The organism is Bradyrhizobium glycinis, from assembly GCF_016031655.1.
GTDB classification, from domain to species: Bacteria; Pseudomonadota; Alphaproteobacteria; order Rhizobiales; family Xanthobacteraceae; genus Bradyrhizobium; species Bradyrhizobium glycinis.
The window spans coordinates 107,365-122,378 of the sequence record NZ_JACCHQ010000021.1 but is presented as its reverse complement, the minus strand read 5'-3'; the positions used below and the strand labels follow the sequence as shown (position 1 = coordinate 122,378).

At 59.3% G+C, this 15,014-nt stretch carries 15 protein-coding genes and 2 pseudogenes; 4 read left to right on the top strand and 13 right to left on the bottom strand.

Features of this window, described 5'->3' with window-relative positions; genetic code table 11:
* Window positions 1-370 precede the first annotated feature (370 nt).
* Entirely contained in the window at window positions 371-1,423 is a 1,053-nt protein-coding gene (locus tag HZZ16_RS26390) for an amidohydrolase family protein (protein WP_197952791.1), read from the top strand.
* Window positions 1,424-1,660: 237 nt separating this feature from the next.
* On the opposite strand, the gene HZZ16_RS38440 is transcribed toward HZZ16_RS26390, so the two are convergent.
* The 11 genes and pseudogenes from HZZ16_RS38440 to HZZ16_RS26345 form a co-directional block, all read right to left on the bottom strand.
* Window positions 1,661-2,050 (bottom strand): hypothetical protein, encoded by a 390-nt coding sequence (locus HZZ16_RS38440; RefSeq protein ID WP_376707597.1) that lies wholly within the window; start codon window positions 2,048-2,050, stop codon window positions 1,661-1,663.
* Window positions 1,999-3,480 carry an aldehyde dehydrogenase gene (locus HZZ16_RS26385; RefSeq protein WP_197952759.1) on the bottom strand — a complete coding sequence of 494 codons (1,482 nt, stop codon included), beginning with the start codon at window positions 3,478-3,480 and terminating at the stop codon, window positions 1,999-2,001. The genes HZZ16_RS38440 and HZZ16_RS26385 overlap by 52 nt, the downstream gene beginning before the upstream one ends.
* A gap of 130 nt (window positions 3,481-3,610) precedes the next feature.
* Window positions 3,611-5,058: pseudogene (locus HZZ16_RS38435) on the bottom strand (transposase family protein).
* A gap of 87 nt (window positions 5,059-5,145) precedes the next feature.
* The gene (locus HZZ16_RS26375; protein ID WP_197952757.1) at window positions 5,146-5,292 is read right to left on the bottom strand and encodes a hypothetical protein; all 147 of its coding nucleotides are present in this window, start codon (window positions 5,290-5,292) and stop codon (window positions 5,146-5,148) included.
* Between the two features lie 396 nt (window positions 5,293-5,688).
* Window positions 5,689-6,480 (bottom strand): SDR family NAD(P)-dependent oxidoreductase, encoded by a 792-nt coding sequence (locus HZZ16_RS26370; RefSeq protein ID WP_197952756.1) that lies wholly within the window; start codon window positions 6,478-6,480, stop codon window positions 5,689-5,691.
* A 250-nt stretch (window positions 6,481-6,730) separates the two neighbouring features.
* Entirely contained in the window at window positions 6,731-7,204 is a 474-nt protein-coding gene (locus HZZ16_RS26365; protein WP_197952755.1) for a hypothetical protein, read from the bottom strand.
* An 813-nt stretch (window positions 7,205-8,017) separates the two neighbouring features.
* Complete coding sequence (locus HZZ16_RS26360) at window positions 8,018-8,407, bottom strand: RNA-dependent RNA polymerase family protein (protein ID WP_246510449.1); 390 nt, start codon at window positions 8,405-8,407, stop codon at window positions 8,018-8,020.
* A gap of 194 nt (window positions 8,408-8,601) precedes the next feature.
* Window positions 8,602-8,745 (bottom strand): group II intron maturase-specific domain-containing protein, encoded by a 144-nt coding sequence (locus tag HZZ16_RS38580; RefSeq protein ID WP_446479848.1) that lies wholly within the window; start codon window positions 8,743-8,745, stop codon window positions 8,602-8,604.
* Window positions 8,738-9,427 (bottom strand): reverse transcriptase domain-containing protein, encoded by a 690-nt coding sequence (locus tag HZZ16_RS38575; RefSeq protein ID WP_446479847.1) that lies wholly within the window; start codon window positions 9,425-9,427, stop codon window positions 8,738-8,740. The genes HZZ16_RS38580 and HZZ16_RS38575 overlap by 8 nt, the downstream gene beginning before the upstream one ends.
* An 812-nt stretch (window positions 9,428-10,239) precedes the next feature.
* Window positions 10,240-10,512 carry a reverse transcriptase domain-containing protein gene (locus tag HZZ16_RS37550; protein WP_246510448.1) on the bottom strand — a complete coding sequence of 91 codons (273 nt, stop codon included), beginning with the start codon at window positions 10,510-10,512 and terminating at the stop codon, window positions 10,240-10,242.
* 165 nt (window positions 10,513-10,677) lie between these two features.
* Window positions 10,678-10,808: pseudogene (locus tag HZZ16_RS26345) on the bottom strand (IS630 family transposase); the annotation flags it as partial.
* 422 nt (window positions 10,809-11,230) lie between these two features.
* Between HZZ16_RS26345 and HZZ16_RS26340 the strand changes: the two are divergent.
* Together HZZ16_RS26340 and HZZ16_RS26335 are read left to right on the top strand one after the other, a co-directional pair.
* The gene (locus tag HZZ16_RS26340; protein WP_197952754.1) at window positions 11,231-11,557 is read left to right on the top strand and encodes a hypothetical protein; all 327 of its coding nucleotides are present in this window, start codon (window positions 11,231-11,233) and stop codon (window positions 11,555-11,557) included.
* Between the two features lie 447 nt (window positions 11,558-12,004).
* On the top strand, window positions 12,005-12,844 hold the full coding sequence (locus HZZ16_RS26335) for an SDR family NAD(P)-dependent oxidoreductase (RefSeq protein ID WP_197952753.1): 840 nt from the start codon (window positions 12,005-12,007) through the stop codon (window positions 12,842-12,844).
* A gap of 609 nt (window positions 12,845-13,453) precedes the next feature.
* Here the strand turns inward: HZZ16_RS26335 and HZZ16_RS37545 are convergent.
* Window positions 13,454-13,981 (bottom strand): hypothetical protein, encoded by a 528-nt coding sequence (locus HZZ16_RS37545; protein WP_246510447.1) that lies wholly within the window; start codon window positions 13,979-13,981, stop codon window positions 13,454-13,456.
* A 51-nt stretch (window positions 13,982-14,032) separates the two neighbouring features.
* Here HZZ16_RS37545 and HZZ16_RS37540 point away from each other — a divergent pair, with 51 nt between their 5' ends.
* A complete protein-coding gene (locus HZZ16_RS37540) occupies window positions 14,033-14,266 on the top strand; it encodes a hypothetical protein (RefSeq protein WP_246510446.1) in 234 nt (77 codons plus the stop codon).
* A gap of 37 nt (window positions 14,267-14,303) precedes the next feature.
* Here HZZ16_RS37540 and HZZ16_RS37535 read toward each other — a convergent pair whose 3' ends face one another.
* Window positions 14,304-14,957 carry an IS4/Tn5 family transposase DNA-binding protein gene (locus HZZ16_RS37535; protein ID WP_246510445.1) on the bottom strand — a complete coding sequence of 218 codons (654 nt, stop codon included), beginning with the start codon at window positions 14,955-14,957 and terminating at the stop codon, window positions 14,304-14,306.
* Window positions 14,958-15,014 lie beyond the last annotated feature (57 nt).

Genomic DNA, 15,014 nt, shown 5'->3' with positions numbered 1-15,014 from the left:
ACTTGATCGACGAAATCTACCCGAACCCCACAAGACTTGCTGCTAATAGCGCGCCCGCGAGTACTTCAAGCGTAGCAGTTGGTCTCCTGGCAGGATACAAGCGTGTATCATGGACCTCATTGCAGGAATGAGGATCGAGATATCGATACTATCAATGCGGAAGAATGCAAAACGTGCTGCACGCGGCAGCCACTGGTGGCCGGCGGGAGGGTGCAAGGTGAGCAGCAAGCACCCAGTACACGGCGGCGTGGGGTTTCCCTTGATTACGCGGAGCAGCATGGCCTTTCCGAAAGATACGGGATCTTGCCTCAACCGCGATCGCCGGGCGCGACGCACGAACATCGTTTACAGCACGAATGGAAACAAGTCGATGGGTATCAGTAGCCCCCGCGCCTCAAATAGCGGGCTTTACGCCGATCCTCGGGAAGATTGGCTCGCGCAGCATACGGAGGACGTCATTGATCCCAGCCGCCCAATTGTCGATCCACATCATCATTTATGGGAGCACTATGGGCTTCGGTACATGATCGAAGAACTAGCGGCCGATCTCGCGTCTGGCCATAATGTCATTGCCACGGTGTATGTGGATGCCGGTTCCGGGTATCGAGCAGACGGACCGGAAGCGTTTCGTCCGATCGGCGAAGTGGAATTCGCGACCGGCGTGGCCGCAATAAGCGCGAGCGGCAGCTACGGGAAGAGCTCGATCTGCGCCGGCATCGTCGGCCACGTTAATCTGCTGCTGGGCGACGGTGCCAAACCCGTGCTAGAAGCCGCAATCAGCGCCGGCAGCGGCCGTTTCCGCGGCATTCGCCATTCTTCAGCATGGGACCCGGAGCCCATCGTTGCCGGCATGTATGCAACACGGCCGAAGGAACTGCTGCTCCATCCGACCTTTCGCAAGGGCTTTGCTTGCCTTGCACCGCTCGGACTTAGCTTTGACGCGTGGCTGTTTCATCCGCAAATCGGTGAACTCACCGACCTTGCGCGGACATTTCCTGACACCCGTATCGTTCTTGACCATTGCGGCGGTCCCGTTGGTCTCGGCCGTTTCGCCGGCAAGCGCGACGAAACGATGGCGCGCTGGAAAGCGTCGATCCAGGAGATCGCAAAATGCCCGAACGTCGTGGTCAAACTCGGTGGCTTGGCGATGTGGGTGCTCGGTTATGACTTTCATATGCGCCCGAGACCTCCGTCCTCGGAACAAGTCGCGGCTGCCTGGCGTCCTTATATCGAAATCTGCATCGAGGCTTTTGGCCCAAGTCGTGCCATGTTCGAAAGCAATTTCCCGCCGGACAAGGGCCAATGCAGCTATCAAGTCATCTTTAACGCCTTCAAGCGCCTCGCAGCGCAATACACCGAGGCGGAGAAGACCGCGTTGTTCTCCAAAACGGCAATTGATTTTTACAAGCTGAACCTTGACTGAACATCTGGCACCATCAGCAATGGGATACCCAGACGAGCCGCCAAACCGTAGCCAAAATGATGGAGAATTGCCAAATGCGGCCGATTCGGCATTGTAGTGATCATACGAGGCGCTGCACTGGGCCGAATGCGCCGGGGTGGATACGGAACATCGTGACCTCGGCGCAACCCACTTCGGCCGCCGGGCCCAGGGAGCACAAGGCAAACTGACTTGCCGAACGCCTCAGAAAGCCCGGCTTCAATGTCCAACTCCAGCCCTTCGCGGAGCCCGCCTGACACTCCTCTTCCCACGGATTCTTCCTGTTCGAAGCAGAAAGTCGTTCTTAATCTGAGCGCCATCGGCGGTCACGCAGGAGACCACCTCGTCCTGACCCGTGGTCTCCAGAACACCGCCTTCGGAGCGCTGGCGCATCTGGGCGGGAATGCCGTCCGCTGATCCGGGCGGAAATGCGAACCCTTGGAAGACCGCTTGCAGAGCGATTGCGTTTGCTATTGCGGCGGACTCGATCACAGGCTTCGATCCGTCGAGTAGGTCAACTCGGCACCGGCCCGCAAGGTGTGCCGGGTCCTCCTTCCTCAGCGCATGACGAAGGGGTTGGCCGGGACATCCTTCGCGGTCGAGATCCAAACACTCTTCGTTTCCAGATATTCGCGGACTGCGTCGATACCGCTCTCGCGGCCGACGCCCGAGTACTTCATGCCCCCAAAGGGCATCATGTAACTGATCGCCCGGTAGGTGTTGACCCATACCGTGCCGGCGCGCAGAAGCTTCGGCACCCGCACGGCGCGACCGAGATCTTTCGTCCAAATGCCCGCTGCAAGGCCGTAGATAGTATCGTTGGCAATGCGGACGGCCTCCTCCTCAGTATCAAAGCCGATGATCGAGAGCACCGGGCCGAAGACTTCCTCGCGCGCGATCCGCATTGAATTCTCGACGTCGATGAAGATGGTCGGCTCGACGAACTGGCCGCCCTTGATGCCGGGGCCCGAGGCGGGCTTGCCTCCGAGCAGGCAGCGCGCGCCCTCCGCCTTCGCGATGTCGATGTAGTCCAGGATTTTCTTGTACTGCACCGGCGTTGCGACGGGACCGATATTGGTGTCAGGTTGCATGGGGTCGCCGACCTTGGCGGAGCGCGCGAGCTCCAAGAGCCGCCCCGAGAACTTGTCCTTGATCGAGTTCTGCACCAGTAGGCGCGAGCCGGCAATGCAGCTCTGTCCCGTCGCGGCGAAGATGCCGGAGATGACGCCGGCGGCCGCCGCGCTCAGATCGGCATCTTCGAACACGATATTGGGGGACTTTCCTCCGAGCTCGAGGGACACGCGCTTGAGGCTGCGGGCGGCGGTCTCATAGACCTTCGAACCGGTCGTATCCGAACCTGTGAACGTGATCTTGGCGACGCCCGGATGCGCGATCAGTTCGCTGCCAATCTCGGGCCCGAAGCCTGTAACCACGTTGAAAATGCCGTCCGGAATACCGGCTTCCTTGGTCAGGGCCGCGAATTCTAGTGTGCTGGCCGAGGTGAATTCCGACGGCTTGACGATGACGGCGCAGCCCGCCGCGAGCGCCGCGGCGCACTTCCAGGCCACGAAGAGCAGCGGAGAGTTCCAGGCGGTGAGCGCCGCCACGACCCCGACGGGTTCGTGCATCGTGTAAGCGAACGTCTCGGCCTTGTCGATCGGTACCAGCCCTCCTTCGAGCTTGTCGACGAGACCGCCGAAGTACCACCACCATTCCGGATGGTAGCGGAGCTGGCCAAGCATCTCGGCCATGAGCTTGCCATTGTCCCGCACCTCGATCTCGGCCAGGCGCTCCGCGTTGGCGGCAACGACGTCGCCCAGCTTGCGCATCACCTTGCCCCGCGCCGATGCCGTCATCTTTGACCAGGGGCCGCGCCACATCGCTTTGTTGGCTGCTTTCACGGCTCGATCGGCGTCTGCCGCCGAACCGCGTGGGATCTTGGCCCAAGCTTCCCCGCGATATGGGTCGATCGAATCGAACCACTCGCCCTGGGCGGGGTCGACGTAGCGGCCATCGATATAGAGCTGGTAGGTCTTCATCTGATCCTCCGGAACTGGCTAGACAACTCAGTGGCGGTAAGTCCCGATACGACTTACCCGGATTCCAGCATTGATGCTGCCGGCTTTTCGCACGTTGTCAATCGTGTGCAAATTTTGACGAGGGGGCAATCTAGGGCTCTGACGCAATTTTCGTGCAGCTACGTTTTGTGGCGACTAATCTGGCTTGAAGCAAATCGAGTATCTCGCGGTCGTACACTTGACGTCTGACGCACTTGAGGCGCGTAATCCAGCCTTTGTCTGTCCATTCGACTAAGGCAACGTGATTGCTGCTCGGGCAGCTGCTTCGTCCTTCCACTGGCGAACGATGCAACGAGACCGGCGCGCGCGATCCACGATGTGACACAGGCTTCGACCCTGCGCTGGTCATCAAGTGGACTTCAGCGATGATCTCGCGCGCCTCGAACAAGGTTGGTACGCCAACTTCGATCGCTGCGATCGTGACGGTCTCTGCTTTCGTGAGTACGTTCCTCCCGACTATTATGAGGCGCGCGATCGCTTTGGCCGACGGAATCCGCCGAAAGTTTTGTGAACCGGCTTTTTCGGCCCGTCCTCTGCGGGATGCCCACTCGGCGAGTGGCGCCAGGGCCAGGGCCGTTTAGGCACTCGGCGGCCCATTGGTCGTCTAGCCATGGCAGGTGCTGATCGAGCGAATTCTGCCGGGTCCGGAAAAAATCGTACCGTTCGCCACGGATCACCTGCCTCACCATCTTGCCGCCGTGACTGGTCTGTCGCACGATTTGCTTGATGGGTAAGCCATTCTTCGACAGAGCCAAAATGGCCGCATTGGTCTCCTCGCGGCGGAAATAGCCTTCGTACTGCACACGCGATGACGCTACGGATGATCCGCCACTTGTACCGCATACGGAAGGCCCTTGCCGCGGCTCCACCATAGCCTCTCCCGCGGTCCCGGGGACCACCGAGATCGTGGAATAAGCAGCGAGCCAGACTCGGCCGATCACGGGCTCACGATCCGGCGCGTCGATTTGCGGACCGTATCGAGGAAGGACCGACGGGCGTTCTCCATGAGCTGCCAACAGCAGCGTGACCATCCAGCGCCTTTCCAGATTGCAGAATGATGCTGGCGTATCGGTGATTGCGCCGCCAAGCCCAATCATGAATCCCGACACCCCTGAGCGGGTCCGCCGGCGGACGGTGCCAGCGTCGGATCACGCGAAGGAGCGTATCCTTGCTCACCGGCAGCATCGGCGGTTTTGAGAAGGCTGCAGCCGGGCGTCCGCCAAGCGCCAGACGAGAATGTTGGACGATGCACTCCTGCCTCCTTGTGCGTCGTGCCGGTGCAGCAGCACCCCTTCAGCGAAGCGGTCAGTGAAAATCCGGCGCCCACACAGGACGGCGTCGCAACGGAAGCGGCGAGCGATCACCAGGAGCTGGACCATACGCCCAGAGAGCTGCAGATCGCTCACGCGTCGATATCGGCTATGGATGCGTCGGAAAACCGTTCCGCACGATGGGCAAACCGGCACTTCCGGACGCCCCGTCCGCAATAGCGGCTTTATCGCCATTGTCATACGCATTCTCTACAACAAATCCTCGGATGCCAGACTGGCGCGCAGGAGTGTTTGCTGCGTGGCGCTGATTCTATTCCCGACCAAAGCGCTAGTCCCCAGACTGTATCAAACTGAATCAGAGCCGAAAAATCTCGTATCGGTCACCAATGCGGTGAAAGCTTTTCACCGATGTTTGCTCTTCAGCTAGGAACGCGGCAGTTTCCCAAATCACGATGCGGCAATAAATCTGCTCTATCTCGCGATCAAGAATGCGTGCCTGCATGGGCGGCAGCCGGTCAAATTGACCGCTGCGATGAGCCAGTTCCCCCTTACGTTCGGCGACTGATTTCCAGGCGCAATGCGATGACGAACTGCAGGAAAGGCATGGGAGATGACCGTCTTGGTCCGCATCGTCGCTGTCAAGTCCTGCGCCTGCTGCGTACCTCTTCACCGCTTCGGGACTTGACCGCTCATTGCGACCAAGCAAAGTGGTCGACCATGCCGTTGATGCCCCGCTCTCGATGCTCAGAAGCCAAAATTATCCCCTACAGAGTTCCTCACACAAAACTCCTGACGCTCCGTCCAGAACTGCTGCGGCGTCCTGCCCAGTTATCATCGACCAGAGCCGCTGCACCGACCTCTCGCTTCTCGCGCCGCCTTATGGCTGGCTTATTGAGCATCACTTCCGCGGCTCCCATGGTTTAGTAACGGGGGGCATCGTTAGTCCGGCCGCCGCCAGACCGCCGTCAACGTTTAGCACGCGACCTGTGACGTAACTGCTCTCGTCCGAGCTCAGGAATACGACGCAGTTGGCGACCTCGTCAGGAAGTCCAAAGCGGCGGAACGGTAGCGCAGAGATAAAGGCCCTGTGTTCGTCCTCTTTGTGGAGGACTTCTCCATCTTCTCGCGAAATCGGCCCAGGCGCGACGGCGTTCGCCCGGATACCATGCGTAGCGAGCTCGAGCGCCATTTGTCTCGTCAACTGCTCCAATCCCGCCTTGGACGAGCCGTAGGCAGTGCGCCCGTAGCCCGCGCGCTGCCCAGCAACAGAAGTAACGTTCACGATGGCGCCGCCGTCGCCCTGTTCAATCATGCACCGGGCCGCCGCCTGCCCGAGAATGAACGGCCCGGTTAGGTTGACATCAAGCACGCGCCGCCATTCTTCCAGGGGCAGTCCTAGAAATGGCTGGCTGCAAAAAGTGCCTGCATTGTTGACAACTATGTCTAGCCGTCCGTAACGCTCTTGGACCCGCTTCATCAAAGCGGCTATTGAATCCGGTGAGCTGATGTCTGCGTCAATTCCGATCGCGCGCCCCCCGTTCAATGCTTTCGCCGCGCCTTCCGCGGCTTTGCCATCTAGGTCGACGACGGCAACATCAGCGCCTCGATCGGCAAGCTTGCGCGTAATCGCCCTCCCGATCAAACCCACGCCCCCGGTGACGATCGCTACTTTACCCTCAAGATTTCTCACAGTTTCTCCTCTATCATTGGACGTCGTGCTCTCCGGATCATTACAGTCGTTGCGTTTGCGCTACATCGCCGCTTAGGACCACGCCCACGGCTATGGTGTGGCGCCGTTAAGGTCGCAGTCGAGAGCTAGACCCTCCTCCAGTTGTACGCCGAAGCTGCTGAGCATCATCGTGAGGTGGGTATAGAAGGCGAAGACTAGATCCATGCACTGCTTCTCTGAGTAATGGCTGCTAAGCTCCCGCCAGGTTGCATCAGCGATGACGAAATCCCGGTGAAGCTCGTCGGCAGCTTGGGTCAACACTGCCTCCGCGTCGCTCCAGCCAGCCCGCCCCTTCTTTGACACGAGGCAGCACTTCCTCGGTAACTCCGGCCAAGATAGCGTGCCACACCCACTTGTAGCCGGATTTGCAAAGAAAGGCTGTTCGCAGGACCGCGATCTCCCGCGCCCTTCCCCGATCGTGGTTTTTCGGCCAGGAAAAGTATTTAAGCCATGGCGTAAGGCAGGTCAGCGCCTCAGGATTCTTCGCAAGCGTGAGAAGAATGTTGGCCCGCGTCGTCCAGTAGAACGGTTCGAGCGCCTCGGCCTGAGCGGCGGTGATCGCTGCGTCGTCTACCGGCGTGATCCGCGGAGTGTTAAGCCACATGGGCGCGAATTCCTCTTCTATGTTCTGCATTGACCGTATCGATATTGCGATCTTAGTTTCTGCAATAATGGCTACGTGCACGCTCAAATCCTGCTGCCAAGCCTGCTCCTACGCTCGAAGTATTCGCGGGCGCGAGCTCAACAAAACGCGCCTCATGGAGTTCGGGTAGAAGCGAACCTGATTCCAAACAGGATGGATCAAGGGCGGGGCCTGCGTGTCGCGCTGGATGGAGAACCTCGCCATGCGGGCTCATCGGTGAGTTTTTGAGCCCGGTCGATTGCCAAACCTGCAAATGAAAAATATGACGGGCCGACCTTGCCGATGTAGGGGCTCTAAAAGCTGTCCGAACATTGCCGGCTAGTCACCTTTCTCGCCTCCGCTGACGCTTCGTGGATAACGGCAATGGCCGCGTATATCTTCGCCTTGCAGCTTTCCATCCGTCCGGAATAGTTCTCGACGGAAGCCGTGATGCAGGGCTTCCCTTCGCCGAGCCGCAGTGGCGTGTCATTGCCGGAATGACACGCCCCCCACACCCAGGTGAGTTCACGAGCGCGCCCCTGTCGCGCAGAAAATATCGCAACATGCCGTCCTCGGCTGCGTCTATTGCTGCCGTATTGAAATCGGCGTTACGGCGAGTCGTACGTCAGGCGGAATCTTCCGTCCGTCCAAAACCTCCGCCGCGGGCTTGAGATCCTCCATCCTTCCGCCCCGAGCACGACCCGGTATACGCGGCCTGGACCTTCGTCCCTCGCACTTCACTGGGCGGCTGAATCTTCGAAATGTCCGCAGGCCCAGAAACCAAGGCTTTGAATGTGGACAAATCGTATGCGCAAGACGCGACGTAGGCGGCGTCAGGGGATCGTGGTCGAGTAGCTCGGCCATTCGGCTTTGCCCTCACAAATCCGGGCGGGCGGCAGCGGCCTGCCATAATAGCCATAGTGCCCGCGCAGCACGGCGGCGAACCGCTCGTGCTGCGTGGCCAGAGGCGCCTGGATGAACCGCCGGGCCTCCTTGCGCCGTCAGCTTGTGGGTCAGGCGTTTCCCTTCCGTTTTGTGCTTCACGATGAACCGACCATCTCGGGTCCGCCCGCAGTAGTGGGTGAAGCCGAGTAAGGCGAAGGTCTCTGGCCGCCGCTCGCCCCGCCGCTGACGCGAGAGGGCGGCGAACCGGCCAAACTCGATCAGCCGCGTCTTGTCCTCATGAAGCATCAGGCCGAAGCCGGCCAGCCGCGCCTTGAGAGCCAAGAGCATTTCCCGCGCATCTGCCTTGTTCTCGAAGCCCATGACGAGTCGAGTCGCCCGGGGGAGTTTCACCCCCAGGCGCACCCAGATCCGGACGTGAACGTCTCCGCTCATCCGGCTCTTACCGTCCAGCCGCCGTTTTGTGCAGCATCGGCCAATGGACCAACAGCGTGGGGGTGCGGCAAGCAATTTCCCGTACCCAGTGCTCTGCCCGTCTTCGATGTCGCCGCAGACGTTTATATTTCGACATCGCCCATCGCGCAAGACATCGGTCCACGTGTCCGGTAAAGCGCCGACTCGTAGTACCGGCCATAGTAGTTCATCCAGCCTCGAATGATCGGGTTGAACATCCTCGCTAGGTCGTCGATCCTCTTATCCACCCGGCAGCGTAGTTCCCAGGCACGGATTTCCTGTCGGATTGCCTTCGTCGCGGCATTGCTGACACCGGGAGTTGACGAAGTGCTTTCCCCAACGGTTTTTTGACCGGCGGGCGCGGAACGTGTAGCCCAGAAAGTCGAATTTCTGTTCAGGATAATCACCTCGCCGGTCGTCATCCTTACAATAGACTATCTTCGTCTTGTCCGGATGAAGCTCCAGTCCGCATTCGGCAAAGCGCTTCGCAAGCGCCTCCTTCAGTTCTTGTGCCTGCCGCTCACTGTCGCAATGGCAGAGAATATCATCGGCATAACGCTCGAACGGGATGCTCGGATGATTTCTTCGCATCCACATGTCGAACGCATAGTGGAGAAAGAGATTCGCCATCAGCGGTGATACCACCGAGCCCTGCGGCGCGCCCTTCTCTCGGGGTTCAGGGGTGCCGTCTTCCAGTTGAACGGGAGCTTTAAGCCACCGTTCAATGTACAACAACACCCAAGCGCAGTCCGTGTGCTTCCGAATCGCCTTGAGCAAAAGCTCATGCGATATTGAGTCAAAATAGGCCCGAATGTCGAGATCGAGCACGAAGGGATGCCGCCAGCATCGCTGGCGAGCAACCCCAACGGCATCGAGCGCCGATCTTCCGGGTCGATATCCGAACGAGTCTGGATGAAAGTGTTTCTCCAAATCCGGCTCCAGATATTCTTTGACGACCGCCTGAGCAACGCGCCGACACCGTAGGAATTCCTAGCGGCCTCTTTCCGCCGTCGGGCTTGTCGATCTGCACACGCTTGACCGGAGGTGGAAAGTAGCTGGCCGAAGACATTCGATTCCAGAGCTTGTACAGATTGCTCTGCAAGTCTGCCTCGAACACCTCGATCGACTGCTCGTCCACGCCGGCTGCGCCCCGATTTGCTTTAACCCGTTTGTACGCCTCCCAAACCCAGCGCTTGGGGATGTCATACGGCTTTGCTTGACCCAAAAGAGTCCTCCCGTTTCCGGTTGTTCTTCCAATCAAGCGGGACAGTGCCGTGCCTTCGCTCCGCCACCATTACAGTGCCTTCGTCACTACTACACACGGCTCCGTCCCTGCATCGCGCATTGGTACTCAGACTCTTGTGGGGCTTCCACTTGAACCATTCCTTGGCATCGCGATACAGGTTCCCACGTTCCGCACAGAAGCCTGGACCGAGGTCACGCCACCTCGCCTGCCGGACGCCGCCTGAGCCGTAAACAGGTATCGCTCAGACTGATCCCAAGATAACGACTACCCCTTGGTTTTGACGTCTTCCCTACGCTTTCGACAGTTCATCGGTGGTTCGCTTGCGCTCGTCTCCTCAATCCTTACCTGACAGAGTCTTGCTCTGCCTTTTCCGGTCTCGCTCACCACCTCGACCATTGGGCCGAAGCAGCAGCCTGTGGTTTGAACCCTGATCCTGCAACCCGAGTTCGAGGGGCCAACCCCCATCTTCTGTGCAGCAAGGCTGCTCAAAGGTGCTCTACATCACACCTCCTTCGCGCCGTCGTGGCGCACCGTCGTCCGCGTAGCGCACGATCACGATACGACTGCGTGCGTGGCGATGACGCCATTTCTGGGTCCAGAGATCGATGATGTAGTGCAGGAAGATGTTGGCAAGCAGCGGACTGATGCCTGCCCCTTGCGGTGTGCCCCTGTCCGTCTCTTGCTTCTCGCCGCTCTCAAGAACGCCGGCTCGCAGCCACAGCCCGATGAGCTGCAAGATGCGAGGATCGGCAATCCTGTGCACCACCATCGCAACAGCCACTCGTGGTCGACCGAGTCGAAGGAGCTGCGTATGTCGGCATCGACTACTCAGTTGACGTGCTGGCTCATGATCGCTGTATGCAGAGCATCAAGCGCCACATGAGGATTCCGCCCGGCCGGAAGCCGTAGGAGAACCGGAGGAAGTCGGCTGCTGCGCCCATCGCCAGCAGGACGATCCGCACCCGCTTCAAATCGCGCTGCAACGTCACCGGCGAACGGCAACACGCCTTAAGCACCTTGCGATCTTTCGTCGAAAGGCCGGACTTCTCTTGCTTCGGGTATCATCACGACCTTGAATCGCGACTCACGATCTAAGAATAATGGGTACTAGAATGGAGAGACGCAATCCGGGCAGCCGAGGGGCTCGTCTTACGGATTGGATGGGGGCGGCGTGCTCTATAAACCGCGTTATCGAGCCACCGGCGGAATTATTTCCTAAAAACGGTGATCAGCCTTTGCGCGTTTTTGGAGACTTGTCAATGCGGAGTTTGGAGCTCATGTTTGCGGCTCCCAAGCGCCCAGCGGCGTCCATGTGATCGCAGGCCACCGATCTCATTCACGCCAACGCGCCATCGCGCTGCCGAAAGCGCGCAACTGCGACGGATCGGTCTGACCACGCTGTGCCTGTTTATCAGTATTTACGAAGAGGAATCTGAACCCGGCCGCGTGCCGCAAAGGCATCAGAGCGTCCGGCGGTCAGCGAGCACATGAACGAATTCGATCTCGCCTTCGGCGTTACGTTGTTCAAGCGAGTTGCCAAGGCCATCGCTGACGACGGCAGGCGAGGCCGTTTTTGCATCGCGCGCGCGGCTGACGCGTTGAATGTCGAGAAAATCGCCGCCAAGAGGCCCACGGACATGTGCCCCTGCTCGCCAGCTCTCGGCGATGGTGCAGTTGCTCCGACGATCTTTCCGGCTTTTCACCGACCATCAGGTCCTGAAGGTCTATCCACAAGAGCGGCGCACCTGGCAGGGAAGCGGGGCATCGAAGAAGGCGCGACTGAGACGGCATCTGTTCGGGCGAATCAGTCATAAGCCTCCATTTATTGCGACCAGCTCTACCGCCCATGCGCACGTGCCTCCGCGTGTAAAGAACAGAGAGGTTGGCGCTATTAGTCTGAAAAAACTAGCCGCCGATCGCCGTCCCCAGTCGCACGAGATCAACCCATAAGGAAAGGTAGGTGCGCCGGCAATTCCGAACAACTAACAATGGCCGTTAGCGAACATGAGGCGATATGGAAGAAGCCGCAACGGTTGACCACAAATCCAGGAGGGTCGCCGAAATTGATGCTCGAAGCGTTCCGCATCGAGCAATACAACCTCTTCTCACTGCTGGGCGGCGCTTGCTGGATTGCTTCGTCGCGATGCTCCTCGCCCACGCGCTAGTTGGAAGAGCAGACTCCGGGTGTTCGAGAAAAGCATCGAAGCAGGGATAGCCGGCGACAATGCTTGTGGGATCGACATCAACGCGGAGAGTCAACTATGACAAATCTTGAAGGAAGGGTCGCGCTCGTTACGGGCGCGTCGCGCGGCATTGGGCTCGCTATCGCTTGCACCCTCTCAAGCCGAGGCGCCCGTGTGGTGCTCGCAGCTCGCAACGGCCCGGCCGCAGAGGCGGCCGCGAAGACCCTGGGCGAAGCCAGCGACGCGATCGGGGTCGCAGTGGATGTGGGGTCTCCTGATTTGGTCGGCGCCATGATGAGGCAGGTCGACGAGCATTACGGACGATTAGACATCGTTGTGAACAATGCGGGCACTTGGGCAAACCGCCCGATGCTTGAGCTGCCGCTGGAGGACTGGGAGCGGGTTATCCGTACTAATTTAACGGGAACCTTCCTGGTCGGACAGGCCGCGGCCCGTCGGATGATTGCCTCTGGCGACGGAGGTGCGATCGTTAACATTAGTTCCATTGCCGGACAGCGTGCAGGTGCCTACCGCGCCGCGTATGGGTCATCCAAAGCCGGGCTCGACCAGCTGACCCGACAAATGGCCCTAGAACTCGCTCCCCACAACATCAGAGTGAACGCAGTTGCGCCGGGTCCAATCGAGCGCTCGCCTGGAGTAATTGCGATCAATGAAGCAGAGCACGCTGCATACCTTGATCGGTTGCCGATGCAGCGCTTCGGCTCAAACGAGGAGGTCGCCGACACGGTCCTATTCCTAGCTTCAAGTGAGAGCAGCTATATGACAGGACACGTCCTGAATGTCGATGGTGGCATGACGGCAGCCGGGCTTATGCTTATGCCCAATGAGCAGACTCTGCTGAGCGCCCGCACCATCCAGCAGACCACTAAAAAGCTCACCACGCCGCCTACTCCCTAGCGCGGCTCGGCGGGCTTCGTCGTGGGGGGGGGGGAATCGGCTCCAACCGAGACGTGCTGTACGTCCGGCGCGGCGGAGTAGCCAGTCAAGATCTCTCAATTGCATTGTCGCTTGCAGAGGCCGGCGCGCAACTGCCAGAGAGGCTTGCTGTCGTACTCGGCGAGCAAGGCATTCGATGAACCTGGAACGGGTTTGCGAACGAGGTCGGGTCCTTTGCCGCGGGGCTGCAGGGTCTCTGCAAGGCCGATCGCGTCGGAATCTGGTCGCCTAACCGCCTTGAGTGGCTGGTGTAGCAATCGGAACGGCGAGGTTCGGATTCGTTCTTAACCTCGATCCATGCCTACCTGGTGGTATTGCAACCATCTAATCTGGATCTCGATCTGGATGCAAAAGCTCAGAACAAGCACATGCGAAGGCCTCCGGACAGGCCTACGCGTCCACCATCCGCAAGACAGCTCGAACTTGCCGCCTGCTGCGAATGAGATCAAACGCCTACTGCGCCAACGACGGACATAGATGCAATGCTGCCGAAATGCCGATCTACGAGCGCTGATATTGGAACCTGGCGCAATCTATGGAAAGAGCACGGATCACCGATGAAGATCACAGTCATCCGCACCCACATCCTTGAAGCCGCGCTGTCGCAGCCCCTTGCATCTTCGCGCGGCTGGTATGACATGCGTACCGCGATGCTGGTCGAGATCGAGACGGATCAGGGTGCGTCGGCTGGGCGAATGCTACGGCCCGGCGCGGATGACCGCCGCCCAGCGCGATGTCAGTGAGGCGTGACAGCTCGCGCCACATGACCGTATTGCCGGGCGGCGGATCGCTGGCGCGGGCGAGGTAACCGCCAAGCCGGGCAATCTTGATCAGATAGTGCGAGAGCGCTTTCCGTCTTGCTTTTGGTTTATCGTTGACGAGGCGATCGAGCACGCCGATTTCAGTCGCAGTCAACGCGAGGGTTGGCGGCGCGTCTGGGGCGGAACGGTTGAGCATCGTCATCCAGAAGACCCGCCAGCTCAGGATATAAAAGAGCGAAATCAGATTGGTCAGACGCTGGGCGGTCCTGAGCTTCGACTCCTCAGCTTTGCAGCCCGATTTGAGCATCTTGTGGAACACCTCGATCTTCCAACTCAAACCATAGCATTCCACTTCTCAATGGCGTCGGTGGAACCAACAGGCAGGTCGGTGATCAGCTTCCAATCGATCTTCTTCCTGTTTTTCGGCGTCCCGCGCTTCGGCATGGATCACCGTCAGCGTCAGAGCAGGATAGCGCTTCTGCTTTCCAATCGGCGGCAGGACGCGAATCTTGCGATACCTGATCTCAAGAATGGCCTGGTCGGGATCGCCGTTGCTATCGCTGATTCGATGCGATGGAGCCCTTTGACGGCGACCTCGTCCATTTCGTCGGCGATCGTGTGATCCCCGTCTCCAGCCAAGCGGTGGACGCAGGTCCTGATCAGGAAATGGGTTCCGATCTCTCCTGTGCTGCGCAGAAGAGCTCGTAGATGCTCACTCTCGCGATCACCAATAAGGATGCATCGTCCCGGATGATCCAAGAGTTGCGTAGACTGCCTGAGATTTTCCAACAACCGGACGCTTTCCTTTTCTCGATGGGAATCCGGGTCGGATTGATCTTCTTTTTAAGCGCTGCCGTCCCGTTGAATTTCTTCCGGGTCCAGAACTTAACGGCCGCCAACCCCAGCGGTACCCCCTCGATTGTAACCGCGAGGCTCGAATGCATCAGGATGCCGCAAACCGTGTGCGGTCTGAGGCGACCTGCCTTATCCGTCCACTGTTTATGCTCTTGGTGATGCCGATCGCTTCTGACTTCTCGCGTTGATGCTGAACTCGGTTGTATCGTGCAGCACAAGAACGAGACCTTCAGTGGCGGCGGCACGATCACGTGTCGATCGGAAACGTCCGGCCAGAATGTCCAGTTCGTGACCCGGTCGTTAGAGAAGAAGCGGTAGGCTGCCATGGTGTTCGCCCAATCCTGGCAGACGAGCGGAATGCTTTGCCCCATGGCGCTTCCAATCTGCGAGAGCAGTTTGCGGAATCTGTCGCCGAGCCCGCGCGCCCCTAAACTCGCATCCACTACTCTCTCGATCAATCCAACATTCACCTTCCGAGGACGGCAAACAGCCTTTGCCGATCGATCCCTTAATGT

Excerpts from the sequence above, each read along its gene's own strand:
- HZZ16_RS26390 (WP_197952791.1), top strand. The coding sequence starts at position 371 with ATGGGTATCAGTAGCCCCCGCGCCTCAAATAGCGGGCTTTACGCCGAT.
- HZZ16_RS26385 (WP_197952759.1), bottom strand. The coding sequence starts at position 3,480 with ATGAAGACCTACCAGCTCTATATCGATGGCCGCTACGTCGACCCCGCC.
- HZZ16_RS26375 (WP_197952757.1), bottom strand. The coding sequence starts at position 5,292 with ATGCAGGCACGCATTCTTGATCGCGAGATAGAGCAGATTTATTGCCGC.
- HZZ16_RS26360 (WP_246510449.1), bottom strand. The coding sequence starts at position 8,407 with ATGGGCTTCGAGAACAAGGCAGATGCGCGGGAAATGCTCTTGGCTCTC.
- HZZ16_RS37550 (WP_246510448.1), bottom strand. The coding sequence starts at position 10,512 with ATGGTGGTGCACAGGATTGCCGATCCTCGCATCTTGCAGCTCATCGGG.
- HZZ16_RS26340 (WP_197952754.1), top strand. The coding sequence starts at position 11,231 with ATGAACGAATTCGATCTCGCCTTCGGCGTTACGTTGTTCAAGCGAGTT.
- HZZ16_RS26335 (WP_197952753.1), top strand. The coding sequence starts at position 12,005 with ATGACAAATCTTGAAGGAAGGGTCGCGCTCGTTACGGGCGCGTCGCGC.